The sequence below is a fragment of the Actinopolymorpha sp. NPDC004070 genome, from assembly GCF_040610475.1.
Classification (GTDB): domain Bacteria; phylum Actinomycetota; class Actinomycetes; order Propionibacteriales; family Actinopolymorphaceae; genus Actinopolymorpha.
In genome coordinates, this window is record NZ_JBEXMJ010000003.1 from 261,260 (window position 1) to 285,324 (window position 24,065).

Annotated in this window: 23 protein-coding genes and 1 pseudogene; 13 read left to right on the top strand and 11 right to left on the bottom strand. The window is 71.3% G+C overall.

Annotation, left to right across the window (positions count from 1 at the left end; all coding sequences use genetic code 11):
• Window positions 1-11: 11 nt before the first annotated feature.
• Entirely contained in the window at window positions 12-1,013 is a 1,002-nt protein-coding gene (locus ABZV93_RS07755; protein WP_354932113.1) for a polyprenyl synthetase family protein, read from the top strand.
• A gap of 31 nt (window positions 1,014-1,044) precedes the next feature.
• On the opposite strand, the gene ABZV93_RS07760 is transcribed toward ABZV93_RS07755, so the two are convergent.
• From ABZV93_RS07760 to ABZV93_RS07775, 4 genes are all read right to left on the bottom strand, one after another.
• Window positions 1,045-3,231 (bottom strand): bifunctional polysaccharide deacetylase/glycosyltransferase family 2 protein, encoded by a 2,187-nt coding sequence (locus ABZV93_RS07760; protein WP_354932116.1) that lies wholly within the window; start codon window positions 3,229-3,231, stop codon window positions 1,045-1,047.
• Window positions 3,232-3,845: 614 nt separating this feature from the next.
• A complete protein-coding gene (locus ABZV93_RS07765) occupies window positions 3,846-4,451 on the bottom strand; it encodes a nucleotidyltransferase family protein (RefSeq protein ID WP_354932119.1) in 606 nt (201 codons plus the stop codon).
• 4 nt (window positions 4,452-4,455) lie between these two features.
• On the bottom strand, window positions 4,456-5,373 hold the full coding sequence (locus ABZV93_RS07770) for an alkaline phosphatase PhoX (RefSeq protein WP_354932122.1): 918 nt from the start codon (window positions 5,371-5,373) through the stop codon (window positions 4,456-4,458).
• 111 nt (window positions 5,374-5,484) lie between these two features.
• Complete coding sequence (locus ABZV93_RS07775) at window positions 5,485-5,850, bottom strand: DUF427 domain-containing protein (RefSeq protein WP_354932125.1); 366 nt, start codon at window positions 5,848-5,850, stop codon at window positions 5,485-5,487.
• 241 nt (window positions 5,851-6,091) lie between these two features.
• Here ABZV93_RS07775 and ABZV93_RS07780 point away from each other — a divergent pair, with 241 nt between their 5' ends.
• Together ABZV93_RS07780 and ABZV93_RS07785 are read left to right on the top strand one after the other, a co-directional pair.
• On the top strand, window positions 6,092-6,790 hold the full coding sequence (locus tag ABZV93_RS07780) for a sulfotransferase family protein (protein ID WP_354932128.1): 699 nt from the start codon (window positions 6,092-6,094) through the stop codon (window positions 6,788-6,790).
• 190 nt (window positions 6,791-6,980) lie between these two features.
• Window positions 6,981-7,682, top strand: a complete 702-nt coding sequence (locus ABZV93_RS07785) for an SDR family oxidoreductase (RefSeq protein WP_354932131.1) — start codon at window positions 6,981-6,983, stop codon at window positions 7,680-7,682.
• A 78-nt stretch (window positions 7,683-7,760) separates the two neighbouring features.
• Here the strand turns inward: ABZV93_RS07785 and ABZV93_RS07790 are convergent, their stop codons facing one another.
• Genes ABZV93_RS07790 through ABZV93_RS07805 form a run of 4 tightly spaced genes read right to left on the bottom strand, consistent with a single transcriptional unit; the run spans window position 7,761 to window position 12,411 of the window.
• On the bottom strand, window positions 7,761-8,360 hold the full coding sequence (locus tag ABZV93_RS07790; RefSeq protein ID WP_354932134.1) for an MOSC domain-containing protein: 600 nt from the start codon (window positions 8,358-8,360) through the stop codon (window positions 7,761-7,763).
• A gap of 48 nt (window positions 8,361-8,408) precedes the next feature.
• Window positions 8,409-9,422, bottom strand: coding sequence for an EamA family transporter RarD (gene rarD, locus ABZV93_RS07795; protein WP_354932137.1), 1,014 nt, complete (start codon window positions 9,420-9,422; stop codon window positions 8,409-8,411).
• On the bottom strand, window positions 9,419-10,522 hold the full coding sequence (locus tag ABZV93_RS07800; protein WP_354932139.1) for a 2-oxoacid:ferredoxin oxidoreductase subunit beta: 1,104 nt from the start codon (window positions 10,520-10,522) through the stop codon (window positions 9,419-9,421). The genes rarD and ABZV93_RS07800 overlap by 4 nt, the downstream gene beginning before the upstream one ends.
• Window positions 10,519-12,411 carry a 2-oxoacid:acceptor oxidoreductase subunit alpha gene (locus tag ABZV93_RS07805; RefSeq protein WP_354932142.1) on the bottom strand — a complete coding sequence of 631 codons (1,893 nt, stop codon included), beginning with the start codon at window positions 12,409-12,411 and terminating at the stop codon, window positions 10,519-10,521. Before ABZV93_RS07805 ends, ABZV93_RS07800 begins: the two co-directional genes overlap by 4 nt.
• 333 nt (window positions 12,412-12,744) lie before the next feature.
• On the opposite strand from ABZV93_RS07805, the gene ABZV93_RS07810 reads away from it, so the two are divergent.
• The 4 genes from ABZV93_RS07810 (at window position 12,745) to ABZV93_RS07825 (ending at window position 17,121) form a co-directional block, all read left to right on the top strand.
• Window positions 12,745-14,457, top strand: coding sequence for an ABC transporter substrate-binding protein (locus tag ABZV93_RS07810; RefSeq protein WP_354932145.1), 1,713 nt, complete (start codon window positions 12,745-12,747; stop codon window positions 14,455-14,457).
• A 134-nt stretch (window positions 14,458-14,591) separates the two neighbouring features.
• Entirely contained in the window at window positions 14,592-15,065 is a 474-nt protein-coding gene (locus ABZV93_RS07815; protein ID WP_354932148.1) for a DUF1203 domain-containing protein, read from the top strand.
• Window positions 15,066-15,174: 109 nt separating this feature from the next.
• The gene (locus ABZV93_RS07820; RefSeq protein ID WP_354932151.1) at window positions 15,175-15,744 is read left to right on the top strand and encodes a histidine phosphatase family protein; all 570 of its coding nucleotides are present in this window, start codon (window positions 15,175-15,177) and stop codon (window positions 15,742-15,744) included.
• A 267-nt stretch (window positions 15,745-16,011) separates the two neighbouring features.
• Window positions 16,012-17,121: a PLP-dependent aminotransferase family protein gene (locus ABZV93_RS07825; RefSeq protein ID WP_354932154.1), complete on the top strand. Its 1,110-nt coding sequence runs from the start codon at window positions 16,012-16,014 to the stop codon at window positions 17,119-17,121.
• Window positions 17,122-17,177: 56 nt separating this feature from the next.
• Here ABZV93_RS07825 and ABZV93_RS07830 read toward each other — a convergent pair whose 3' ends face one another.
• From ABZV93_RS07830 to ABZV93_RS07840, 3 genes are read right to left on the bottom strand one after another with little or no spacing between them, the layout of a single operon-like run.
• Window positions 17,178-17,936 carry an amino acid ABC transporter ATP-binding protein gene (locus ABZV93_RS07830; protein WP_354932157.1) on the bottom strand — a complete coding sequence of 253 codons (759 nt, stop codon included), beginning with the start codon at window positions 17,934-17,936 and terminating at the stop codon, window positions 17,178-17,180.
• Window positions 17,933-18,847 carry an amino acid ABC transporter permease gene (locus ABZV93_RS07835; RefSeq protein ID WP_354932160.1) on the bottom strand — a complete coding sequence of 305 codons (915 nt, stop codon included), beginning with the start codon at window positions 18,845-18,847 and terminating at the stop codon, window positions 17,933-17,935. Before ABZV93_RS07835 ends, ABZV93_RS07830 begins: the two co-directional genes overlap by 4 nt.
• 9 nt (window positions 18,848-18,856) lie before the next feature.
• A complete protein-coding gene (locus ABZV93_RS07840; protein WP_354932163.1) occupies window positions 18,857-19,813 on the bottom strand; it encodes an ABC transporter substrate-binding protein in 957 nt (318 codons plus the stop codon).
• A 148-nt stretch (window positions 19,814-19,961) separates the two neighbouring features.
• Between ABZV93_RS07840 and ABZV93_RS07845 the strand changes: the two genes are divergently transcribed.
• From ABZV93_RS07845 to ABZV93_RS07870, 6 genes and pseudogenes are all read left to right on the top strand, one after another.
• On the top strand, window positions 19,962-20,408 hold the full coding sequence (locus ABZV93_RS07845) for a DinB family protein (protein WP_354932166.1): 447 nt from the start codon (window positions 19,962-19,964) through the stop codon (window positions 20,406-20,408).
• A 109-nt stretch (window positions 20,409-20,517) separates the two neighbouring features.
• The gene (locus ABZV93_RS07850; RefSeq protein ID WP_354932169.1) at window positions 20,518-20,913 is read left to right on the top strand and encodes an NADH-quinone oxidoreductase subunit A; all 396 of its coding nucleotides are present in this window, start codon (window positions 20,518-20,520) and stop codon (window positions 20,911-20,913) included.
• A gap of 86 nt (window positions 20,914-20,999) precedes the next feature.
• Complete coding sequence (locus ABZV93_RS07855) at window positions 21,000-21,581, top strand: NADH-quinone oxidoreductase subunit B family protein (protein WP_354932577.1); 582 nt, start codon at window positions 21,000-21,002, stop codon at window positions 21,579-21,581.
• Window positions 21,578-22,060: pseudogene (locus ABZV93_RS07860) on the top strand (NADH-quinone oxidoreductase subunit C); the annotation flags it as partial. The gene ABZV93_RS07855 and the pseudogene ABZV93_RS07860, both read left to right, overlap by 4 nt.
• Before the next feature lie 424 nt (window positions 22,061-22,484).
• Window positions 22,485-23,444, top strand: coding sequence for an NADH-quinone oxidoreductase subunit NuoH (gene nuoH, locus ABZV93_RS07865; RefSeq protein ID WP_354932172.1), 960 nt, complete (start codon window positions 22,485-22,487; stop codon window positions 23,442-23,444).
• Window positions 23,445-23,541: 97 nt separating this feature from the next.
• Window positions 23,542-24,063 carry an NADH-quinone oxidoreductase subunit I gene (locus tag ABZV93_RS07870; RefSeq protein ID WP_354932175.1) on the top strand — a complete coding sequence of 174 codons (522 nt, stop codon included), beginning with the start codon at window positions 23,542-23,544 and terminating at the stop codon, window positions 24,061-24,063.
• Window positions 24,064-24,065 lie beyond the last annotated feature (2 nt).

The following is a 24,065-nucleotide window of genomic DNA, read 5'->3' on the forward strand; positions in this document are numbered from 1 at the left end:
AGGGGACGTCGATGAGCATGGCCGGTCTCACGTTGCCTTCGGTCGAGGGCGACCTCGACCTTCGGGTACGCCGCCGACTGGCCGAGGTGGAGGACGAGCTCGACCGGGTGGCGGCCAGCGAGTTCGACTTCGTCACCGAGGCGGCCCAGCACCTGATCCACGCCGGCGGCAAGCGGTTCCGGCCGCTGCTGGTGGTGCTGGGCGCGGAGTTCGGGAAGCCGTCCTCGGCTTCGGGTGACGTCGTGGCGGTGGCCACCGCGCTGGAGCTGATCCACCTGGCGACCCTGCACCACGACGACGTGATGGACGAGGCGGCGCTGCGCCGCGGAGCCCCCAGCGCGAACGCCCGGTGGGACAACACCGTCGCGATCCTCACCGGCGACTACCTTTTCGCCCGGGCCTCGGACCGGATGGTCGACCTCGGCCTGGAGGCGGTCCGCATCCAGTCGCAGACGTTCGCCCGGCTGGTCGAGGGGCAGATCCGGGAGACGCTCGGGCCGACCGAGGACGAGGACCAGCTCGACCACTACCTCGCCGTGCTGGCCGACAAGACCGGCTCGCTGATCGCCACCTCGGCGCGGCTCGGGGCCAAGGTCGCCGGCGCCCCGGGTGACATCGAACGCGTGATGACGGAGTACGGCGAGAAGATCGGGATCGCGTTCCAGCTCTCCGACGACGTCCTCGACATCGCCAGCGACGCCGACCAGTCCGGCAAGACGCCCGGCACCGACCTGCGCGAGGGCATCCCGACGCTGCCGGTGCTGCTGGCGCGGCGTTCCACCGACCCGGCCGACGCCGGGCTGCTGGAGCTGTTGTCCGGCCCGCTGCCCGAGGACGCCCGGCATGCCGAGGCGCTGTCCCTGCTGCGAGCGCACCCGGCGATGGACCAGGCGCGGGCGATCGTGCAGCAGTGGGCCGACGAGGCCCGCGCGACGCTGCGCTACCTGCCCGACATTCCCGCCCGGGACGCGCTGGCCGGGCTGTGCGACCTCGTGGTCTCGCGTACTGGCTGAGCAGCCTCGAACGCGTGCCTCGGCGGGGGGTTCACACCGCCGAGGCCGGGTCACGCCGCGCGAACGTACCTTCCCGCCGGATCGCGTGCCAGCGCAGTGGCGCTCCCGCGACCGCCGTGACCACCGACTGGATCACCACGAGGTACATCAGCTGGCGGTAGACGAACTGCTGCAGCGGCAGCGTCCACAGTGGCGTGAGGCGTTCACCGTCCAGGTGGAGCGCGTACGCCCCCACCAGGGCCTGCACCGCCACGAACGCCGACCAGACCCCGATCACCCGCGCCGGCTCCCCGAAGATCAGGCCGTACAGCGCGAAGATGTCGACCCCGGGCGCCAGCAGCGGTAGCGCGACCTGGAAGACGGCGAGGTAGGGAAGCGCCCGGCGGCCGAACCGCCCGGACGGGCCGCGTTCGACCAGCGCGTGCCGGTGCTTCCACATCGACTGCAACGTGCCGTAGCACCAGCGGTACCGCTGCCGCCACAGCTGCCGCAGCGAGCTGGGCGCCTCCGTCCAGGCCAGCGCGGACTCCTCGTAGACCACGCGCCAGCCGGCCCGGCAGACCGCCATCGTCAGGTCGGTGTCCTCGGCCAGGGTGTCGACGCTCACCGGACCGGCCATCGCGTACGTGCTGCCAGGCCCCTCGGGGCCGGCCGCGTCGGCCAGGGCCTGCCGCCGGAAGGCACCGATCGCGCCCGGCACGGTCGGCATGCACTCCAGAACGTCGTACATCCGCCGGTCGAGGTTGAAGCCGATGACGTACTCGATGTGCTGCCAGCGGCCCAGGATGCCGCCGGCGTTGCCCACCTTGGTGTTGCCGCTGACCGCGCCGACGGTGGGATTGGCGAACGGTGCGACCAGGTGGGCGATGGTGTCCGGCTGGAACACCGTGTCGCCGTCGACCAGGACCAGGAGCTCGTGCCGGGCGTAGGCGATGCCGGTGTTGAGCGCGGCCGGCTTGCCGGCGTTGGCCTGGGACAGGACGGTCACCCCGGGCAGGTCGAGCTCGCGGGCGATCCGGGCAGTGTCGTCGGTCGAGCCGTCGTCCACCACGATCACCTCGACCGGGCCGGGGTAGGTGGTCCGTACGAGCGAGCCGACGGTCGCGGCGATGCCGGCCGCCTCGTTGTACGCGGGCACGACGACCGAGACCGGCGGGTAGTACCACTCCGGCTCGTTCTCCGGCCGTCGCCGCCGGCGGCTGCGGCGGGTCCGGCCCACGTGCAGCCGGGCGATGGCGGCCAGGATCACCACCCGCGCCACCGTGAGCACCCCGGCGGCGGCGAGCGCGTACGTGAGCCCGACCGCGGCGATCCGGCCGACCTGTTGCGCGGCGACGACGGTACGTCCCGCGATCCGTTCCGGAAGGCTCACCGGCACGGTCGTGTGCCGAAGCCGCAGCGCGTCCGAGACCGTGGTGGCGCGGTATCCGCGGTCGTCCAGACGGGTCAGCAGCCGGTCCAGGGCAGCGACGGTGGTGGACCGGTCGCCGCCACCGTCGTGCATCAGGACGACGGCACCGCGCTGCCCGGACGGCATCGCCCTCGCCACGATCTGCTTCTCGGTCAGGCCGGACCAGTCCTTGGTGTCGTGGTCGGCGAGCACCACGAGGTAGCCGGCGCGACCGGCGTCGCGCGCCGCGGCGTAGTCGGCGGCGGTGAGTTCGGACGGCTTGGCGGAGTACGGCGGCCGCAGCAGGTGTGTGTGCAGGCCGAGGGCGCCGGCGAGCGCCTTCTGGGTCAGGCCGAGCTCCAGCCCGCGTTGCCAGGTGGGCGTACGGGCGAGGTCGACGTGGGTGTAGGTGTGCGAGCCGATCTCGTGCCCCTCGGCAACGATCCGCCGGGCCAGCGGGGGATGGGCGGCGACCTTGGAGCCGAGGACGAAGAACGTCGCCCTGGCATGGTGGCGCCGCAGAACCTCCAGGATCCGCGGCGTCCATCGCGGGTCCGGCCCGTCGTCGAAGGTGAGGGCGACGGTGCGGTCCGGCATCGCGGCGGTGGTCGGACGGTCGCCGCTGAGGTCGAGGACCGGCCGTCCGTCCGCCAGGACCTCGCGGGGAGCCCGCTCACCCGCGCCGGTCGTCCGGGGCGCGTCGGTGAGGTCGGTCCAACTGCGCTGGACGTACCCCTGCACCAGCAGGACGCCGACCAGCGTGGCCAGCAGCAGTCCGACCAGCAGCCAGTGGTGGCGGGGTTCGCGGATCCGGAGGTGCCTGGCCATGTCGGTGGGGCTACGGCTTCGGCCGGGGGGTCGGGGTGGGCGAGTGCGACGCTCGCCCGCGCGGTTCCGGCTTCGCGGTCGGGGTGGTGCTGCGGCGAGGCGCCGAGGTAGGCGTGGGGGTCGGTGTGGGCGCGGACGTGCGGGTGGGCGTCGGGGTCGGTCCGGGCCGCGTGGTGGGTGCCCTCGTCACGGTGGGCGTGGGTGCGGGGGCCGGGCTTCGCCGGGCCGCCGTCGGGACCGGCGAGGCCGTACGGGTGGCCCGGGTGGGGCGCGCGTCCGGCGTGGGGGTCCGCGCATTCCGGGTGCGCTCGGAGATCCGCGAACTCGTCGAGGGGGACGGTGTGGGCTTCGCCTTCTGCTCCGGTACGGAGGCGGGCCGGCCGAGGCTCCACGGCGTCGACGGCAGCCCGGACCCGCTCACCAGACTGATGCACAACAGGGCCAGCGAGACCACCACGACTCCGCCGAGGATCAGCCCAGCCGTGCGGACACGACGACGCCGGCGTCCGGAGTCGTCCACGAACACCGCGTGTTTTCCGCCTGGATGGTTTCGCACGGCGGCCCAGTGTAGGAGTGGTTGGACCGATTTGGCACGGTCGGACTCCAGGACCTGGTCAGGGTTGACGCTGGGCCAGCAGTCGTCGCCGCAGCGTGGCCAGGTCCTCGGGGGTGTCCACGTCGTCGGGCGCACCCGCGTCGTCGCAGGGGACCGCGGTGGTGACGTCGGCGTGGCTGCGCAGGTAGGCCCGGGCGCCGATGTCGCCGGATGCCTGCGCGGCGACGCCGGCCCAGGTCGTCCGGGCGAGCAGGACCGGGTTGCGCGGCTTTTCCTCGTACGTCGCGACCGCCGCGACTGCTCCGCTGTCGTACGCCTGCCGCAGCCGGCGGACCACCTCGGGGGTGACCAGCGGCTGGTCCACCAGGGCGACGACGACGGCGTCCACGTCCGGTGGCAACGAGGCGAGGCCGGCCCGCAGGGACGAGGCCAGGCCGGCCCGCCAGTCCGGGTTGGGTACGACAGTCGCGCCGGTCAGGTCGGCGGTGGCGAGCACCTCGTCGAGGGCCGCGCCCAGGACCACGTGGACCGGAGCGCAGCCGCCGGCGGCCAGCGTGTCCAGGCCGCGCTCGACGAGCAGTCGCCCGCCCAGGTCGGCCAGCGCCTTGGGGCGGCCGAACCGACGCCCCTCACCGGCAGCGAGCAGCAACCCGGCAACGGTCATCCCGTCACAGTAGCGGCAGCGCGTCGTCCGCCCGGTCCGACGACCGTGGAGCGAGCAGCACCTCGGTGACCGACCGGCCGGGCACGTACGACTGCTCGTCGTCGCACAGCCGGACCCAGCCTTCCGTACGACCGGGACCACCCGCGGCGTACAAGGTGCCGTGGTCGAGCAGGCCCATGTTGTGGCGGTGCTCGGCGGCGGTGGTGCCCGGGCGTACCCGGTCGCGGGAGACGAACCGGTACCGCGCGGCGCCCGGCTCGGCAGCGCCCGTCCCGGCCGCGCCCCCCACACCGACCATGTCGATCGCGACCCGCCCGTCGGAGGTGAGCGAGATCGCCATCCGCTCGCGCTCGAACCGTCCCGGCATGGTGCGCTTGCGCGGCGTCGCGTCCGGGTCGTAGGGGTCGAGTTCGACCAGCCAGCCGAACCGGTTGGCCTCGTGCGGGTCCCGTCGGACGCTCTGGTCGGCGCTCGGGCGCAGGGTCCGCTCACCGTGCAGCGTCGTACCCCACGGCGTGACGGCCAGGCACGCACGGGCCGACGTGCCCAGGACGCGGCGGCCGGAGGGGTCCGCGACGGTCCGCAGCAGGCGGTGCCCGGCGGCCGGCCCGGTGAGGACGAACGGCGCCGTCTCGGTGAACCGGCGGTCGTACGCGCGGCCGCCGGAGGCGACCTCCTGCCAGGGCTCTCCGGAGCCGGTCCGCCGGACCGCCACCACCGACAGTTCGCACAGGTTGGTCGGGGTCCCGGTGGAGGCGTCGACCGCCTCGCGTCCCGCCACCATCAGGCCCTGCCCGGCGCCGCGGTGGCAGCTTCGGCCCCGGGACCACTCCAGGGGGAGTACGAACGTGCCGTCACCGGCGGAGTCGGGCTGCGGCGCCCGGGAGAACTGCCGCGGCAGCAGGGACGAGAGGGGATTCATCCGGGCGCCTCCAGGTCGGATCGGGGTGACACCGATCGCGACGCTAGGCGTCCGTGACGGCCGGCCGACGGCCGGAAGCTGAACGGACGGGGTCGTGCCGGCGTACTCCGGCTACCGGCGTACCCCGTCGACGTAGGTCTCGACCGCCTCGCCGTAGAACGACAGGTGGTCCCTGATCTGCGCCACGTCCTCCTTGGGGTCGGGATAGGCCCACGCCACGTCCCTGGCCGACTCGTCGTCGGCGAACGCCCAGTACGACGCGACCCCCTTGAAGGGGCAGGTCGTGTGGGAGTCGGTGGCCGCCATCAGGTCCATCCGCACGTCCTCGGTGGGCAGGTAGAGACGGTCGTCCAGACCGGTCTCGGTCAGCACCAGGGCCCGGTCGGTCTCCGCGACGACCTGGCCGCCGCGCTCGATCCGCACGTGCTGGGTGGTCGGCGCGACGCTGACCTTGTGGAACAGATTGCGTACGGCCATGGGGATCTCCGTCCTGCGTGGATCGCCTTGTCGAGTGGCTTGGGGCAGGTGGCTTCCTCTCCACCGTACGGGCGCCTGCGGGTAGGTCCGGGGCGATCGGAAGGTCGGACCGGATGTCCGGCACTGGTCCGGATCATCCCTTTGGGTGGGCACCCGGCCCGAGTTGATCTCGTTGTCCGGACGGAAGCGATCGCGAAGCAGTCGCGAAGCAGGCAACGCCGACGTACGGGGAAGGTGGGCGATGAAGGTCATCGGTGCGGGGTTTCCACGGACCGGCACGACGTCGATGAAGGCCGCGCTGGAGCAGTTGGGCTTCGGCCCCTGCCACCACATGTTCGAGGTGATCCAGCATCCGGAGCAGGTCCGGAAGTGGCGGCAGGTCATCGAGAACGAGGGCTCCGTCGACTGGGGCTGGGCGATGGAGGGCTACCAGTCGTCGGTGGACTGGCCGAGCGCGTACTACTGGCGGGAGCTGATGGCCGCGTTCCCGGATGCCAAGGTCCTGTTGACGGTGCGCGACCCGCACCGGTGGTACGCCAGTGTGCGCGACACGATCTTCACCTTCGCCCGTGAGGGCGCGCGGGCCGAGGCGGCCGGGCTGGCCCAGGTGAACCCGATCGGACCGGTCCTCGGGCGCCTGTGGGCCGGGACGTTCGGTGAGGAGATGGGGGAGGAGATGCCGGCCGAGGACCACGCGGTGGCGGTGTTCGAACGCCACGTCGCGACGGTACGCGAGACCGTTCCCGCCGACCGGCTGCTCGTGCACGAGGCCCGCGACGGGTGGGAGCCGCTGTGCGACTTCCTCGGCGTGCCCGAACCGGACTCGGGTTACCCGCACCTGAACGACGGGGACACCATGCGGCGGATGGCCGAACGCGCCCGCAGCGGCGACCTCCCGGCGGGGCTCACCCTGGAGGACATGCGCAAGCCCGGCACGTGACGCCCCTGGGCCGGGGCCTGCTCATCCGTCGGCGGGGGCAGACGTCCACAGCGAGCCGGCGGTCCCCGCACCGAGGTGCTCCTCGTACACCCGCACCTTGTGGGTGATGACGGGCCGGGCCGGGGAATCTGTCCTTGAGCCCGGCAGGAAAGTTGACCTGGAGTCGGCTGCACATCGTACGGTCGGCGCCATGACCGACTCTCCTGTGACTTTGATCACCGGCGGTTCCAGCGGCATCGGCGCCGCGGCCGCCCGTCTGTTGTTGGCCCGCGGCCACCGGGTCGCGGTGACCGGCCGGGACCATGCCCGCCTGGAGCGGGCCGCGGAGTCCCTCGGACGACCGGCCGGCCTCCGTACGTTCGTCGCGGACGCGAGCGACTACGACCAGGTGGCCGGGGCGGTCCGGGAGACCGTCTCGGCGTTCGGACGGCTGGACACCGCGGTCGCGAACGCGGGCTTCTCCCCCGGAGGAAGCCTGGCCGACGGTGACCCGGCGGCGTGGCGGGACATGGTCCTGACCAACGTGCTGGGGCCTGCACTGCTCGTCCGGGCCGGCCTGCCCGCGCTGCGCGAGACCCGCGGGCGGATCGTGCTGGTCGGCAGCGTGGCGGGGTTCATCCACATCCCGGGCAGCCTCTACGGCGCGACCAAGTGGGCGGTCACCGGACTCGCGGAGAACACCAGACGGATGGTGACCGGCGACGGGATCGGCGTGACGCTGATCGCGCCAGGCCGGGTGGAGACGCCGTTCTGGGATCGGTACGGCGCAGCGCCGGAAGGGCCGATGCTGACTGCCGACCACGTGGCCGAGTCCATCGCGTGGGCAGTCGGCCAACCGGCGGGCGTCGATGTCAACACGGTCGTCGTCCGGCCGATCGGGCAGCCGAGATGAGCCGGACCGGGCCGACGCCTGCCCGGGCCGCGACCCCCCGCCACCTCGGGCTCAGGGGGGCGGCGGGTCAGCGCCGGGTCAGACGCGTTCCAGCGGGCGGTGGGGTGGCGGCGGAAGGGTGACCACGATCGGGTCGCCCGGCGCCACCTCGCCGCCGGTCCGCACGATGCCCATGATGCCGGCCCGGCGGACGATCGACCCGTCCTCGGCCCGGCCGACCACCCGGGCGAGCAGGCCGGTGCGGAAGTTCTCGATCTGGGTGCAGGGGTTGCGCAGTCCGGTCACCTCGACCTCCGCCTCCTCGCCCAGCCGGAGGACCGTCCCGGTCGGTAGGCCGAGCAGGTCGATGCCCTCGGTGGTGACGTTCTCCCCGAGCTGGCCGGGCGCCACGTCGTACCCCTCCTGGTTGACCTCGGCGAGGAGCTCGGCGTGGATGAGGTGGACCTGGCGGAGGTTCGGCTGGCTGGGGTCGCGGGCCACCCGGGAGCAGTGCTTCACGGTCGTGCCCAGGTGCGCGTCGCCCTCCACGCCCAGCCCGGCGAGCAGCCGGATGCGGTCGCGGCCCGGCTTGCTGAAGGTGTGCTTCCCGCTGCTGCTGACCGCCCGTACGACACCGTCGGCTGTGCTCGCTCCGGTGCTCGTCCCGGCGGGCATCCCCGCCGCCTTCCCGTCCGTCATTCCGGTCCCCTCGTCACGGCTTTCTCGATCGGTCGGACTGACTTGAGCTCAGTCCGGCTCGGTGACCGGCACCGGAACCGCGGCGCGTTCGGCCCTCTCGACGGCCGTACGACGCCGCCCGCGCAGCCCGTCCCAGGTGAACACGATCACCGCCAACCATACGAAACCGAAGCCCACCAGCCGGTCCGGCGGCATCGGCTCGTGGAACACGAGCACGCCGAGCAGGAACTGCAGCGTCGGCGCGAGGTACTGCAGGATGCCGAGCAGCGTCATCGGCACCCGGGTGGCCGCGCCGGCGAACAGCAGCAGCGGGATCGCCGTCACCACTCCGGCTCCGGCGAGCAGCACCGCCTGCCCGGCGCCGTGGTGCCCGAACGCCGCCGTCCCCTGCACCTGGAGCCAGAGCAGGTAGCCGAGGGCGAGCGGGGTCACCACCGAGGTCTCCACCATCAGGCTCTCGATGGCGGCGACGTTCGCCTTCTTCTTGCAGTAGGCGTACGTCGTGAAGCTCAGCGCCAGGATGAACGCCACCCAGGGCGGCCGCCCGTGCGACACCGTGAGGATGACCACCGCCACGCCGGCCAGGCCGATCGCCGTCCACTGCACGCGGTTGAGGCGTTCGCCGAGCAGCGCCACGCCGACCAGCACGATCACCAGCGGGTTGATGTAGTAGCCGAGCGCGGTCTCCACCACGTGGTCGTGGTTGACCGCCCAGATGTAGGTGCCCCAGTTGACCGTGATGACCAGGCCGGCGACGGCGAGGTAGCCGATGGTGGCCGGGGTCTGCCGCAGCCGCGTCCACCAGCCCTTGCGGGGCCGGACGAGCAGGACGACGACCGCGAACAGCAGCGACCACACCATCCGGTGGGCGAGGATCTCCAGCGACCCGGCGGGTTGCAGCAGCGGCCAGTAGAGCGGGAAGAGTCCCCACGCGGCGTAGGCGGCCGCCCCGAAGACCAGCCCCCGGCGGTTCTCGTCGACGGGGGCCGGTGCGGGTGACGTGGGTGACGCGGTGCGGTGGGAGGGCGCGCCTGCGGACTCCTCCGACAGGCCCGTACTCACGCGTCCGCGCCGACGGTCCAGGTGTCGGACCCGCGCAGGAGCTGGTCGAGGTCTGCGTTGCCGACCTCGGAGCCGGTGTCGGTGGGCGTGCCGTGCTGGTCACGGGCCAGCCGGAGCTGCTCGCGGGCGAGGTCGTCGTACGACGGCCGGTCCACGTCGCGGAAGATGCCGATCGGCGTACGCGCCAACGTCTGCGCGTCGGACAGCCGGGACAGCGCGAACGCGGTCGTCGGGTCGTCGGCGTGCGCGTCGTGCACGAGGAGCGCGTCGGTGCCGACCTCGGCGACCGGCACCACCTTGAGCGCCCCGGACGCCGGGTCGCGTACCACCCCGAGCTCGCCACCGGCGCCGAACCTGATCGGCTGCCCGTGCTCGAGCCGGATCACCGACTCGTCCTGGGTGTCCTTGTCCTTGAGCAGGTCGAACGCGCCGTCGTTGTAGATGTTGCAGTTCTGGTAGATCTCCACCAGCGACGTGCCCCGGTGGGCGACGGCCGCGCGCAGCACCGAGGTGAGGTGCTTGCGGTCGGTGTCCAGCGTCCGCCCCACGAACGTCGCCTCGGCGCCGAGCGCCAGCGAGACGGGGTTGAACGGCGAGTCCAGCGAGCCCATCGGCGTCGACTTGGTGATCTTGCCGCGTTCGGACGTGGGGGAGTACTGCCCCTTGGTGAGGCCGTAGATGCGGTTGTTGAACAGCAGGATGTTGAGGTTGACGTTGCGGCGCAGCGCGTGGATCAGGTGGTTGCCGCCGATGGACAGGCCGTCGCCGTCACCGGTGATCACCCACACCGACAGGTCGGGCCGCGACGTCGCCAGACCGGTGGCGATTGCCGGCGCCCTACCGTGGATGCTGTGCATGCCGTAGGTGTTCAGGTAGTACGGGAACCTGCTGGAGCAGCCGATCCCGGAGACGAACACGATGTTCTCGCGGGGGACGTTCAGCTCGGGCAGGAAGCCCTGTACCGCGGCGAGGATGGCGTAGTCGCCGCAGCCGGGGCACCAGCGCACCTCCTGGTCGGAGGTGAAGTCCTTGCGGTTCTGCGGCAGGTCGGTGGTGGTGACGCCGCGCAGACCGGGAACGGGTAGTTCGGTTGCGCTCATCGGGGGGACTCCTCCGTGTGCTCGAGGTCGAGCGATCCCGCGAGTTCGGTGATGGCGCCGGTGAGCTCGCTCGCGCTGAACGGCAGGCCGCGCACGCGGTTGTAGCTCACGACGTCGACGAGGTAGCGGGCGCGCAGCAGCATGGACAGCTGGCCGAGGTTCATCTCCGGGACCAGCACGCGGTCGTAGCTGCGCAGGACCTCACCGAGGTCGGGCGGGAAGGGGTTCAGGTGGCGCAGGTGCGCCTGGGCGACCGGGATGCCGTGCTCGCGCACCGCCCGGCAGGCGGCACCGATCGGGCCGTACGTCGAACCCCAGCCGAGCACCAGGATCCGCGCGTCGGAGGTGGGGTCGTCCACCTCCAGCGGCGCGATCGAGCGGGCCACGGCGTCCACCTTGGCCTGCCTGGTGCGCACCATCAGCTCGTGGTTGGCCGCGTCGTAGGAGATGTTGCCGTGGCCGTCGGCCTTCTCCAGTCCGCCGACGCGGTGTTCGAGGCCGGGCGTGCCGGGCACCGCCCAGGGACGGGCGAGGGTCTCCGGATCACGCTTGTACGGCCAGAACGTGCTGTCGCCGTTCTCGGTCTGGTGATTGGGCTCGGTGGCGAAGTCGACCCGGATCTCCGGCAGCTCCGCGGTCTTCGGGATCCGCCACGGCTCGGAGCCGTTGGCGAGGTAGCCGTCGGACAGCAGGATCACCGGCGTGCGGTAGGTGACCGCGATCCGGACGGCCTCGATCGCGGCGTCGAAGCAGTCCGCCGGCGACTGAGGTGCCACGATCGGCAGCGGCGCCTCGCCGTTGCGGCCGTACATCGACTGCAGCAGGTCGGCCTGCTCGGTCTTGGTGGGCATGCCGGTGGACGGGCCGGCGCGCTGGATGTCGCACACGACCAGCGGCAGCTCCAGCGCCACCGCGAGGCCGATGGTCTCCGCCTTCAGCGCCATGCCCGGCCCGGACGTCGTGGTGACGCCGAGGGAGCCGCCGAACGCCGCACCGAGGGCCGCGGTCACCCCGGCGATCTCGTCCTCGGCCTGGAACGTCGTGACGCCGAACCGCTTGTGCTTGCTCAGCTCGTGCAGGACGTCGCTGGCCGGGGTGATCGGGTAGGAGCCGAGGAACATCGGCAGGTCGGCCCGCCGGGCGCCGGCGATCAGGCCGTACGCCAGGGCGAGGTTGCCGGAGATGTTGCGGTACTGGCCGGACTTCATCTCCGCCGGCTTGACCTGGTAGGAGACGGCGAACGCCTCCGCGGTCTCGCCGAAGTTCCACCCCGCGCGGAACGCCGCGACGTTCGCGTCCCGGACAGCGGGATTGCGGGCGAACTTCGCATGCAGGAACGACAGGGTCGACTCGGTCGGGCGGTTGTAGAGCCAGGACACCAGGCCCAGGGCGTACATGTTCTTCGACCGCGACGCGTCCTTGCGGGTCAGCCCGAACTCCTTGACCGCCTCGGCGGTCGCGCTGGTCAGCGGGAAGGAGTGCGTTTGGTACGCGTCCAGTGAGCCGTCCTCGAGCGGGTTGGCGTCGTAGCCCACCCGGGCGAGGTTGCGCTTGGTGAACTCGTCGGAGTCGACGATCAGCGTGGCCCCGCGCGGCAGCTCCGGCAAGTTTGCCTTGAGGGCCGCGGGGTTCATCGCCACCAGGACGTCCGGGGCGTCGCCCGGGGTCAGGATGTCGTGGTCGGCGAAGTGGATCTGGAAGGACGAGACTCCCGGCAGGGTGCCGGCAGGTGCCCGGATTTCGGCCGGGAAGTTGGGGAGCGTCGAAAGATCGTTTCCGAACGACGCGGTTTCCTGGGTGAACCGGTCACCGGCCAGCTGCATCCCATCTCCGGAGTCACCGGCAAATCGGATGATGACACGGTCGACCTGCAGGACCTGTTTGGTCACTGGGTGAACGACCTCCTCGACGCCCGCGCAGGAATGTTCTCCGCCGTCCTGTGCGGCGCAATCCCATTTGGTACTTCTATGCTACGTCCGGGCCGTGGTGTGCCGTGGGGGCGACCGCACTGTGGAACACCCTTGCAGTGCGCGCATCGACTGTAACTCTCGGTGTTCGGGAAGGGTGCCGGATCGGCAACCTCGGGTGTTCGCGGCGGCCCACGCCCGGGCAGCGACAGGGAGGACCCCTCGATGCGACGACCCATCCGAGCCGCACGTCGACCCATGTCCGGATTCGGTCCGCGACGTCATCTTACGGCGTGCGCGGTCACGGTCGCCGCGATGGCGATGACGTCGGCGATGACCGCGTGCAGCCTGCTGCCCGGCGGATCCTCCGACGAGGAGTCCTCGAAACCCCGGCGCGTGTCGACCTACGACGAGGCGCAGGACGAGAAGGCGAAGGCGCCCGCACCGGCGGTGCCGGACGCGCGCAGCGGCGGGACGCTGCACGTGCTGTCCTCCGCGACGCCGCACACGTTCGACCCGACCCGGGTCTATCACCTGGACACGCTCGCCATCATGCGGATGGTCACCCGTGGCCTCACCCAGACGCGGTACGTCAAGGGCAAGCCGGTGCTGGTGCCCGACCTCGCCACCGACCTCGGCCGGCCGAACGCCGACTTCACCCGGTGGGAGTTCACCCTGCGGGACGGGGTGAAGTACGAGGACGGCTCGCCGGTGAAGGCGGCCGACGTGGCGTACGCGATCAAACGCCAGCTCGCGCAGGACGAGCTGTCCGGCGGTCCGACGTACGGCCTGGACTACTACCTCGGCGGCGACTCCTACAAGGGCCCGTACAAGAGCGGTGACGACTTCGAAGGGGTGGACACCCCCGACGAGAAGACCGTCGTCGTGAAGATGCGAAAGCCCTTTCCGTCGATGCGCTACTACACCTCGCTGCCGACGTTCGCGCCGATCCCTGCGTCCAAGGACACCCGCGACGCCTACGGCAACCACCCGCTGGCCACCGGGCCCTACAAGTTCGGCAGCTACGACCCGGGCAAGAAGCTCGTGCTGGTGAAGAATCCCGAATGGGACCCGAAGACCGACCCGAACCGCCACCAGTACGTCGACCAGATGGTGTTCGAGTTCGGACTGGACACCAACGAGGTGCAGCGGCGGGTCATCGCCGACAAGGGCGAGGACCAGACCGCGCTGACGTATGCCGACATCCTGGCGTCCAACTACGACGAGATCCGCGGCACGGGCGCCCGCAAGCGACTGGTGACCGGGCCCAGCCCGTGCAGCAACTACATGTGGATGGACACCCGGAAGATCCCGCTGGAGGTACGCCGGGCGGTGGCCAAGGCGTGGCCGCTGGCCGGGGAGAACCGCGCCGGCGGCGAGATTCCCGGGCTGACCTGGCGGCCCGCCACGACGATCATGCCGTCGGCCACCCCGGGCTGGCAGGACTACGACGTGATCGGCAACAAGGGCGAGGGCAACGGCGACCCCGCGGCCGCGAAGAAGATGCTCACCGACGCGGGCCAGCTCGGCTTCGAGCTGTCGTTCTACTACTCCTCCGACGACGAGCTGGAGTCCAGGATCGCCGCCGTACGGAAGAAGGCGCTTACCGGGGCGGGCTTCACCGTCAAGGCGATGCCGGCGCCGTCGTCTCTGTCGCGCGACCTGTCCGACGACTCGATCCGTCCGGCCAACCTGCGCCAGGGCAGCTGGTGCATGGACTGGGCCAGCGGAGACTCGGTGCTTCCGGCGATCCTGGACGGCAAGAAGGCCGACCTGCCGGGTGCGCCGGTTCCGTCGTTCCTCAACGTGAGCGCGGTCAACGACGAGATCGACCGGATCAGCGACCTGCCGGCGCAGAAGGCGCTGAACGAGTGGGGCCGGCTGGACAAGACGATCATGGAGAAGTACCTCCCGGCGGTTCCGCTCGGCGAGGGCGGTACGACGGTGCTGCACGGCTCCCGGGTGGGCAACGTCATCATCGACTCGGTGGGCGGCATGCCGGACTTCAGCCAGATCTACGTGAGATAGGCCTACGCGGGACGGGCGGCGCGCAAGCGCTGGTTGACGTGGCGCGGGGCAAGCCGGGCTTGCGCACCGCACCGCCGTACGCGACGTCCGAATCCCGCCGGTGACGGCGGCCGTGCCGGGACACGATTGCCCGCATGAGCACATTCGAGATCGTTCCGATCGACCCCGAGCGGCTGGGCGCGATGCGCGGGAAGGGCGAGGACGAGTTCGGCAACGACTGGAAGGCATTTCCCGCGGAGGGCTGGGAGCCGCTGCGGTGCTGCCTGCGCAAGTCCGAGCCGGGTGAGGCGATCGCCCTGATCTGCTACACGCCGTGGACCGAGCCGAGCCCGTGGATGGAGGCCGGTCCGGTGTTCGTGCACGCCGAGCGGTGCGCGGGCTACCTGACGCCGGATCGCTATCCGGAGAACATGGCGCGCGGCAAGTGCATGTTCAACACCTTCGATTCAGCAGGTAACCGGGCCTACGACCACATCACGTTCGTCTCGCCCGGTGACTCCTACGAGGAGACGCTGGCCGAACTGCTGGGCCGGCCCGAGGTGGCGCTCGTGCACGTGCGCAGCGTCGCCGCGGGGTGCCTCGCCTTCGAGGCGCGCCCAGCCCGATAAGGCACCCGCCGGTCCCGGCAACGCTCCGGCCGGGACCGGCATCACCGTCCGCGCAACCCGCGCTTGCGGTGGTCGTGGACGGTACGCGGGCCGTCGTACGATCCACGGCATGGTTCCCACGCTCGACGGTTTCATGCTGGAGCTCGTGCCGCACTGTTCGTCGGTGCGCCGGCAGGGCTGGACCGCTGAGCATCGGGTCCGTCCGCTCAACGAGGAAGGCCATGCGCAGGCCGGTGCCCTGGTCAAAGCCCTCGGTACACGCGTCGACGCGGTTTACAGCAGCCCGGCGCTGAGGTGCCGGCAGACGGTGCAGCCGTTGGCCGACGCGGCCGGGCTGGCGGTCACCGAACTGTCCGAACTCGACGAGGCGGCGGGGTTCGGGGAACCGAGCGGGTGGACCGAGGGGATCTACACGCCGGTCGGAATGGCGATCGGTGGTGCGTGGTCGGCCGGACGGGTCGTACGGGCCCTTGCTCTGATGGCCCGCGACCATCCTGGCGGGAGAGTGGTCGCGAGTTCCCACGGAGACGTCATCCCGGCTTTCCTGTCCTTTGTCGCCGGGATGTACGACAGACCGTTGCCCGAAGTCGTCGGCCGCGGTGGGTGGTACCAGCTGGAGTTCGCGACCGGCACCGTGACGATGCTCGGTCACCACAGCGCAGCGACATCGGCCGGCTGAGAACGGGCCTCGCGTCGCTTATGGGCGGGCGCTTCGCCGCAACAACGCCAACGCCTCCGCGTGTTCGCGGCCGGCAGCGTCAGGCTCGAAGTCCTCGAATTGCCGGGCGAGTTCGTCGGCCTGCTCGATGATCGGTCGAGTACTGCGGGGCATTGTGTGCCGCTACCTCACACTCGGCAAGATCCGCGTTAAGGACTTTCCTCGTACGCCGTCGAGAGTCGACACTGGACCGTCAACTCGAATCATCGACAGCGAGGTGTCACGCCAATGGCCGAACGGACGATCAGCTTTGCTCGCGGCGCGCCGAGCGCCGACATCCTCCCGCACGAGGGCGTACGCGAGGCGGCCACGCGGGCCCTGGAGTCGGACTGGGAGAACGCGCTCAGCTACGGAACAGGCCGGGGGCACCCAGGACTGTGCGAGTGGATCGCCGAGCGACACGGCGTCCAGCCCGAGCAGGTGATGATCACCAACGGCTCGATGGAAGGGGCGGCGCTCCTCTTCCGCCATCTCGTCTCCGCCGGCGATCGCGTCGTGGTCGAGCAGCCCACCTACGACCGCACGCTGCTCCTGCTCCAGCAGGCCGGCGCCGAACTCGTGGGCGCGCCGCTGGAGTCCGACGGCATCGACCCGGCCACGATCGAGGCCGCCTGCGCCGAGGGCGGGGTCCGGCTGGCCCACGTGATCCCGAACTTCCACAACCCCGCCGGCTGCACGCTCTCGGCGGAGAAGCGCTCCAGGCTGGTGAAGCTCGCGGCCGACAACGGCTTCATACTCTTCGAGGACGACCCGTACCGGCTGATCTCCTTCGACGACGCGCAGGCGCCGACGATGCTCGACCTGGACGGCGCGGACCGGGTGATCCACGCCTCCTCGTTCTCGAAGTCGATCAGCCCGGGCGTGCGGGTCGGCTACCTCGTCGGTCCGGCCGACCAGATCGCGACGTTCGCGAAGAGGGCGAACGAGCAGTACATCTCGCCGAACATGCTGGCGGAGTCGATCGTCTTCGAGTTCTGCCGGTCGGGTGGCCTCGACGAGAACCTCAAGGTGGTGAACGCCGCGCTTCGCGAGCGCAGGGACGCGCTGGTGGAGGCTCTGCACAAGTACATCCCCGAGGCGGAGTTCGTCGTCCCGGCAGGTGGCTACTTCCTCTGGCTCGACCTCAACGGCGAAGGCAAGGTCGACTCCAAGGCGTTGCTCGCCCAGGCCCGGATGCTGGGCGTCACGTTCGTGGCGGGTCCCGACTTCATGCTCGAGGGCGGATCCTCGAGCCTGCGCCTGTCGTTCGCGCCGGTGCCGGCGAGCGACGTCGCGGAGGGGGTGGCCCGGCTCGCCCAGGCGCTGGACCAGGTGAGAGAGGGTGTGCCCGCACGCTGACGTCGGGCCCCGCGCGCTTCGGGAGGGCGCGGGGACGCCGCCGGTGTGGCCGCGCGTCAGGTCTGGTCGGCGTCGACCAGGCGGTGCAGGAACTGCCGGGTGCGCGGCTCCACCGGGTCGTCGAGCACCTGCTCGGGCGGTCCCTGCTCGGCGATGACGCCGCGGTCGAGGAAGCACACCCGGTCCGCGACCCGGCGGGCGAAGCCCATCTCGTGGGTGGCGATCACCATCGTCATCCCGTCCCGGCACAGGTCGGCGACCAGTGCGAGCACCTCGCCGACGAGTTCGGGGTCGAGGGCGGACGTCACCTCGTCGAACAGCATCAGCCGCGGCGAGTTGACCAGGGCGCGCACGATCGCGGCACGCTGCTGTTGCCCGCCGGACAGCCGGTCGGGGTACTCGCGGGCCTTGTCGGCCAGCCCCACCCGGGCGAGGAGGTCGAGTGCAGCCTGCTCGGCGTCCTCCTTCGACCGTCGGTGCACCCGGCGGGGCGCCAGGGTCACGTTGTCCAGCACGGTCAGATGCGGGAACAGGTTGTACGACTGGAACACCATCCCGATCTGCTGCCGGTAGGCGTCGGCGTCCACGCGCGGGTCGGTGATGTCGGTGCCGTCGAGGTGGATCGTCCCGTCGCTGACGCGTTCGAGCAGGTTGACGCAGCGCAGCAGGGTCGACTTGCCCGAGCCGGACGCGCCGATGAGGACGACGACCTCGTGCTCGGCGACGGTGAGGTCGATGCCGCGCAGCACCTCCACGGTGGCCGACCGGCGGCCGAACACCTTCCACACGTCGCGGCACTCCAGCACAGCGCTCATGCCGATCCCTCCGCGGACTGCCGTCGGGCGGCGCGTACGGTCACCGCGTCGGTGACGGCGACCAGCGGGATGGCCAGCGCGACGAACAACGCACCGGCCACGACATACGGCGTGAAGTTGTACGTCGTGCCCACGGAGATCTCCGCCGCGCGCACCGCGTCGATCGGCCCGGCCAGCGAGATCAGGCCGACGTCCTTCTGCATCGCCACCAGGTCGTTCAGCAGGGGCGGGCTGACCCGGCGCACGGCCTGCGGGAGTACGACGTACCGCATCGTCTGCCGGTAGCTCAGCCCGAGCGAACGCGCGGCCGCCCGCTGGCTCGGGTGCACCGACTCGATGCCCGCGCGGAACACCTCGGCGAGGTAGGCGCTGTAGGTGAGGATGATGGCGGCCGCACCGAGCACGATGACGCCGGGCGTGCCGTGCAGTCGCAGGCCGGGGACGCCGAGCGCCATGACGTAGATGACGATGATGAGGGGTACGCCGCGGAAGGCGTAGGTGTAGCCCGTCGACAGTGCCCGGATCGGGAAGGCCACCGGGCCGCGGAGTGTGCGCAGGAACGCGATCAGCAACCCCAGCAGCAGCGAGCACGCCGCGCAGGCCAGCAGGAGCCGGAGGTTGAGCCACAGCCCGGACAGGATGTGCGGCAGCGCCTGCCGGGCCACCTGCGGGTCGAGGAACGACTCCCGGACCCGCTCCCAGCCGGGTGCGCCGGTGAGGGCGACGTAGAGGACCACGCCGAGCACCGCGGTGGAGACGGCGGCGACCAGTACCGACCGGACGGTCTGCCGGGAGCGGTAGCGGTCGCGCTGGACCTGCAAAGGGCTCTGGACGTGGCCGGTGTGGCCGGCGTCGCGGCGGGGATCCGGGCCGGTGCCAGGCACGCGGCCGGAGGAGGTGGCGGAGGACATGGGCGTACGTCAGTTCAGGACCGGTGCGCCGGCGACGTCGGCCAGCCAGGTCTTCGCCAGGTCGTCCAGCGTGCCGTCGGCCCGCAGTGCGTCCACGGCGCGGGTGACGCAGGCGGTCAGCGGCGAGCCCTTGTCCAGGACCAGGCCGAACTGCTCCGGCGTACCGGACTTCTGCTCCAGTTGGCCCACGATCGTGGCGCCCTTGAGCTGGGCGGCGGTCATGTAGAACGCGGTGGGCAGGTCGACGACCAGCCCGTCGATGGAGCCGTTGGACAGCGCCTGGCGGGCGTCGTCGTTGCTGCGGAACACCTGGGCCTGCTTGCTGGGCTGCACGACGGCGTTGATCACCTCGTAGCTGGTGGTGTTGACCTGGGCGCCGAGCTTGGCGCTCTTCAGCCCGGCGACCGACTTCGCGTTCGCGATCGGGGACGACTTCAGCGCCACCACGGCCTGGGTGGCGTCGTAGTAGGAGGAACTGAAGTCGACGGCCTTCTTCCGCTGGTCGGTGATGGTGAACTCGTTGATGTCGAAGTCGAAGTCCTTCGGCCCGGGCTGGATGGCGTTGTTGAACCGCACCCGGGTCCAGGTCACCTCCGACGCGGCGAACCCGAGCTGCCTGGCCACCGCGTAGGCGACCGCCGACTCGAACCCCTTGCCGCTGGTGGGATCGTCGTCGGCGAACCACGGCTCGTACGCCGGCTGGTCGGTGGCCACGGTCAGGGTGCCGGGCGTGTGCAGGTCGAGGTCGCCCTTCGCGCATCCCCCGGCGGTGGGCGAGGCGGTCCCGGAGGCCTTCGGCTGCTTCGTGGACGTGGCGCCGTCCTGGCCGCCGGTGGCGCCGTCCTCGGGCGCGCAGGCGGTGAAGGTGGCGAGCACCGCGCAGGCGAGCGCGGGAAGCAGCACGGCGAGCCGGCGGGACGGGCGGCGTCGGGCAGGGTGACGGTGGGACCAGTGGGCAGAGGGCATGCGCGGGCTCCGGGAAGGCGTGGGGTGGAACGGCTGTCCGGAGTCACGTGGCGGTGATCAACCTGGACGTGATCACCTTAGACGGGCCCGGGGACAAGGGCCTGTTTGCTTGGGGCGGCTCGGGCCGCAGGAAGGACAGAGGACGCCGATGGGCTGGTTCGATGTGCCGCTGGACGACGAACGCACCCAGCTGGACGCAGCCGTCGAGGGCTGTCGCGGTGCGATCGAGGCGACACTTGACTCCCTCACCGAGGAACAGGCCCGCCGCCGCCTCGTCTCGTCGGCGACCACGTTGCTCGGCCTGCTCAAGCACGTAACCTGGATGCAGCGGGTGTGGTTCGAGGAGTGCGTCGGGGGTACGCCACGGTCGGAGCTCGGCCTGGTGCCGGGCCCGGACGAGTCGTTCCGGCTCGCCGAGGAGGACACCATCGCCTCGGCCCGGGCCAAGGTCGCGGACCTGCCGTTGGACGCCGTCGTGACCGGTCACCGGACCGGACCGCGCACACTTCGCTGGGTCTACCTGCAGGTCCTGCGGGAGCTGGCCCAGCACTGCGGACACGCCAACATCCTGCGCGAGCAGATCCTCGCCGAGTGAGCAACCCGGGCTGAGCGCGTCGGCGGGTCGTGCGGGACCGTGCGGTCGGGTGCGCGGCGAGACTGTGGCAAGGCCCTAGACTCGCGGGACGGGCGGAAGGAGGCGTGCCGTGAGCGCCCTGGCGATGGCCGGTAACGCGAGTTACTACGCGACCTACACGACGGTTCTGCTGGTCGTGCTGGCCGGAGTGGCGTTCGCCGCGGTCGCGTTCGGTGCCAACCGGCTGCTGCGGCCGCACCGCCCGACGCGGGAGAAGCTCCTCACCTACGAGTCCGGGGTCGACCCGGTGGGGGAGGGCTGGGCCCAGACCCACGTCCGCTACTACGTCTACGCCTACCTCTACGTCGTCTTCGCCGTGGACGCGATCTTCCTGTTTCCCTGGGCCACGGTGTTCGCCGCGCCCGGGTTCGGCTGGGCGACGCTGGTGGAGATGTTCGTTTTCATCGGGTTCATCGCGGTCGGGCTGCTGTACGCCTGGCGCAAGGGGGTGTTGACGTGGACGTGACCCCGAAGGGCCCGGTCGACCTGCCGTTGCCGCAGGTCGCGCCGACCGGTTCCGGCGGACCCGAGGCCCCTGGTGAGCTGGGCGCCCTGTCCCGGCTGGCGCCGGAGCCGCTGAAGTTCGTCCTCAACTGGGGCCGGCGGTATTCGCTGTGGGTGTTCAACTTCGGCCTGGCCTGCTGCGCGATCGAGTTCATCGCCTCGTCGATGTCCCGGCACGACTTCATCCGGCTGGGCGTCATCCCGTTCGCCCCCGGGCCGCGCCAGGCCGACCTGATGGTCGTCTCCGGCACAGTCACCGACAAGATGGCGCCGGCGATCAAACGTCTGTACGAACAGATGCCGGAGCCGAAGTACGTCATCTCGTTCGGGTCCTGCTCCAACTCCGGCGGCCCGTACTGGGACTCCTACTGCGTCACCAAGGGCGTCGACCAGATCGTCCCGGTCGACGTCTACGTGCCCGGCTGCCCGCCGCGCCCGGAGGCGCTGCTGCAGGGGATCCTCCGGCTGCAGGACAAGATCGCGGCGGAGTCGATGCCGGAGCGGTACGCCGGGGCCGCGGAGTCCGGCGAGCCCGGGCAACCTGAGGTGGAATCCGGCCGGCCCAGAAGGCGGTGGCGTTCGGCCGCCTCACTGCTGCGCCGCCCGCTGCGACCGGGTGACCGCGAATGACCTGGTCGGAGGAGGCCCGGGCCGCCCTGGCCGAGGCGCTCGGCCTCGACATCGCCGAGGTCGGCCTGGACAAGGCGTTCGGCCCGCCGGCGCTCGACGTACCCGCCGACCGCTGGGTGGACGCGCTCACCGCCGTCCGCGACGCCGTGGGCTGCACGTACTTCGACTGGCTGTCCGCGGTGGACGAGCTCGAGCAGGGTTTCACCGTGGTCTGCCACGTCGCCCGCCTGCGCACCGCGGGGGAGGCCACCGCCGAGGGCACCGCCGACAGCGGCTCGGCGGTCGACCACCTGCTGGTACGGACGAAGATCCCGCGCGAGGGCGCCCGGCTGCCCACCGCCACCGGTGTGTACGCCGGTGCCGGCTGGCACGAGCGGGAGACGTACGAGATGTTCGACATCGACTTCGCCGGGCACCCCAACCTCGCGCCGCTGCTGCTGCCGGACCAGTTCGAGGGGCACCCGCTGCGCAAGGAGTTCGTGCTGGCCAGCCGGGTGGCGAAGCCGTGGCCGGGGGCCAAGGAGCCGGGCGAGTCCGAGCACGACGCGGCCCGGGCGCCGAGCAGGCGCCGGGTCGCGCCGCCCGGGGTACCCTCGCCCGAGGCGTGGGGTCCCCGCCCGCCCGGCTCGCCCGCACCCGATCCGCTGGCCGCCGCCAAGCCGGCCCGGCCCGCGCGTTCGGCCAAGCGCGCCGAACGCCCCGCGCGTGGTGGCGGAGCCGGTGCCGCCGAGCGCGCCGAACGCCCCGTCCGGCGTACGCCACGAACCGAACAGCCCGCCCAGCCCGAGCCGCGCGAACAGCCCGAACAGCCCGAACAGCCTGAACAGCCCAGCCGGCCCGAACATCCCGAACAGCCCGAGCCGCCCGCCGGTCCGTCGGACGCGGGGAGGGGCGGGCCTGAGGATGAGTGAGGTGCTGGAGGTCGCGCTGCGCGTCGTCGGGGTGTTCGCCGCCTTCCTCGTGCTGCCGCTGCTGGTGGGCCAGACCGAGCACAAGGTGATGGCGCACATGCAGGGCCGGCTGGGTCCGATGTACGCGGGCGGGTTCCACGGCTGGGCACAGCTCGTGGCCGACGGGGTGAAGTTCGCGCAGAAGGAGGACGTCGTCCCCGCGCGGGCCGACCGCACCGTCTTCAAGCTCGCGCCCGTGCTCGCCCTGCTGCCGTACCTCGTCGCGCTCGCGGCCATCCCGCTCGCACCCGGCGTGGTGGGCGTCGAGCTGGAGACCGGGCTCTTCTACGTCCTCGCGGTGATGGGGATCGGGGTTCTCGGGGCGCTGATGGCCGGCTGGGCCAGCGCCAACAAGTACAGCCTGATCGGCGCGTTCCGCTCGGCCGGCCAGCTGCTGGCGTACGAACTCCCGTTCGTGCTCGCCGCGGCGAGCGTGGCGATGGCCGCCGGCACACTGTCGCTGTCGGGGATCGTCGAGGCCTGGGAGCCGTGGTGGCTGCTGTGGCAGCTGCCGGGGCTGTTCGTGTTCTTCGTGGCCGGGCTGGCCGAGCTGGCCAGGCCGCCCTTCGACATTCCGGTCGCGGACGCGGAGATCATCTTCGGCCCCTACACCGAGTACACCGGGATCCGGTTCGCGTTGTTCCTGCTCGCGGAGTACGCCGGGATCGTGGTGCTCGCGGCCCTCACCACGGTGCTGTTCCTCGGCGGCTGGCAGGGCCCGTTCACCGCGGAGCTCGGCTGGCTGTGGACGCTGGTCAAGGTGTTCCTGGTGGCGTTCGTGGTGATCTGGGTGCGGGTCGCCTACCCGCGCCTGCGGGCCGACCAGCTGCAGCGGCTTTGCTGGCAGCTGCTGGTGCCGCTGGCGTTGGTCCAGCTCGCGCTCACCGGCGTGGTGAAGGTGGCCATCTCATGACCAGGCTCATGACCAGGCTCATGACCAGGCTCATGACCGAGCAGCTCAGGAACGAGCTCATGGACGAACCGTCGTACGGGAAGGTGGCGTGGGCACGATGACCGATCTCCCCGGCAAGGGGCTCGTACACGGGCTGAAGGTGACGTTCGACCACCTCACCCGGCGCGCGGTGACCCAGCAGTATCCCGATGTCAAGCCGGAGTTGCCTGCCCGCTCGCGCGGCGTCATCGCGCTGTTCGAGGAGAACTGCACGGTCTGCATGCTCTGCGCGCGCGAGTGCCCGTGCTGGTGCATCTACATCGACTCGCACAAGGAGACCGCGGAGCCGACCGAGCCGGGCGCCCGGGAACGCTCCCACAACGTGCTCGACCGGTTCGCGATCGACTATTCGCTGTGCATGTACTGCAGTATCTGCGTCGATGTGTGCCCGTTCGACGCGTTGTTCTGGTCGCCGGAGTTCGAGTACGCCACCACCGACATCGCCGATCTCACCCAGGAGAAGGACGAGCTGCGCGAATGGATGTGGACCGTGCCGGCGCCGCCGCCGGTCGACACCGGTGCCGAGGCGCCGAAGGAACTCGGCGCGGCACGCAAGGCCGCCGAGCGGGAGAACCGCTGAGC

Coding starts and splice junctions, on each gene's coding strand:
- ABZV93_RS07785 (WP_354932131.1), top strand. CDS start 6,981: ATGACCGACTCTCCTGTGACTTTGATCACCGGCGGTTCCAGCGGCATC.
- ABZV93_RS07815 (WP_354932148.1), top strand. CDS start 14,592: ATGAGCACATTCGAGATCGTTCCGATCGACCCCGAGCGGCTGGGCGCG.
- ABZV93_RS07835 (WP_354932160.1), bottom strand. CDS start 18,847: ATGTCCTCCGCCACCTCCTCCGGCCGCGTGCCTGGCACCGGCCCGGAT.
- ABZV93_RS07775 (WP_354932125.1), bottom strand. CDS start 5,850: ATGGCCGTACGCAATCTGTTCCACAAGGTCAGCGTCGCGCCGACCACC.
- ABZV93_RS07870 (WP_354932175.1), top strand. CDS start 23,542: ATGACCGATCTCCCCGGCAAGGGGCTCGTACACGGGCTGAAGGTGACG.
- ABZV93_RS07825 (WP_354932154.1), top strand. CDS start 16,012: ATGGCCGAACGGACGATCAGCTTTGCTCGCGGCGCGCCGAGCGCCGAC.
- ABZV93_RS07780 (WP_354932128.1), top strand. CDS start 6,092: ATGAAGGTCATCGGTGCGGGGTTTCCACGGACCGGCACGACGTCGATG.
- ABZV93_RS07830 (WP_354932157.1), bottom strand. CDS start 17,936: ATGAGCGCTGTGCTGGAGTGCCGCGACGTGTGGAAGGTGTTCGGCCGC.
- ABZV93_RS07755 (WP_354932113.1), top strand. CDS start 12: ATGAGCATGGCCGGTCTCACGTTGCCTTCGGTCGAGGGCGACCTCGAC.
- ABZV93_RS07820 (WP_354932151.1), top strand. CDS start 15,175: ATGGTTCCCACGCTCGACGGTTTCATGCTGGAGCTCGTGCCGCACTGT.
- ABZV93_RS07790 (WP_354932134.1), bottom strand. CDS start 8,360: ATGACGGACGGGAAGGCGGCGGGGATGCCCGCCGGGACGAGCACCGGA.
- ABZV93_RS07840 (WP_354932163.1), bottom strand. CDS start 19,813: ATGCCCTCTGCCCACTGGTCCCACCGTCACCCTGCCCGACGCCGCCCG.
- ABZV93_RS07845 (WP_354932166.1), top strand. CDS start 19,962: ATGGGCTGGTTCGATGTGCCGCTGGACGACGAACGCACCCAGCTGGAC.
- nuoH (WP_354932172.1), top strand. CDS start 22,485: ATGAGTGAGGTGCTGGAGGTCGCGCTGCGCGTCGTCGGGGTGTTCGCC.
- ABZV93_RS07810 (WP_354932145.1), top strand. CDS start 12,745: ATGGCGATGACGTCGGCGATGACCGCGTGCAGCCTGCTGCCCGGCGGA.
- ABZV93_RS07800 (WP_354932139.1), bottom strand. CDS start 10,522: ATGAGCGCAACCGAACTACCCGTTCCCGGTCTGCGCGGCGTCACCACC.
- ABZV93_RS07765 (WP_354932119.1), bottom strand. CDS start 4,451: ATGACCGTTGCCGGGTTGCTGCTCGCTGCCGGTGAGGGGCGTCGGTTC.
- ABZV93_RS07770 (WP_354932122.1), bottom strand. CDS start 5,373: ATGAATCCCCTCTCGTCCCTGCTGCCGCGGCAGTTCTCCCGGGCGCCG.
- ABZV93_RS07760 (WP_354932116.1), bottom strand. CDS start 3,231: ATGGCCAGGCACCTCCGGATCCGCGAACCCCGCCACCACTGGCTGCTG.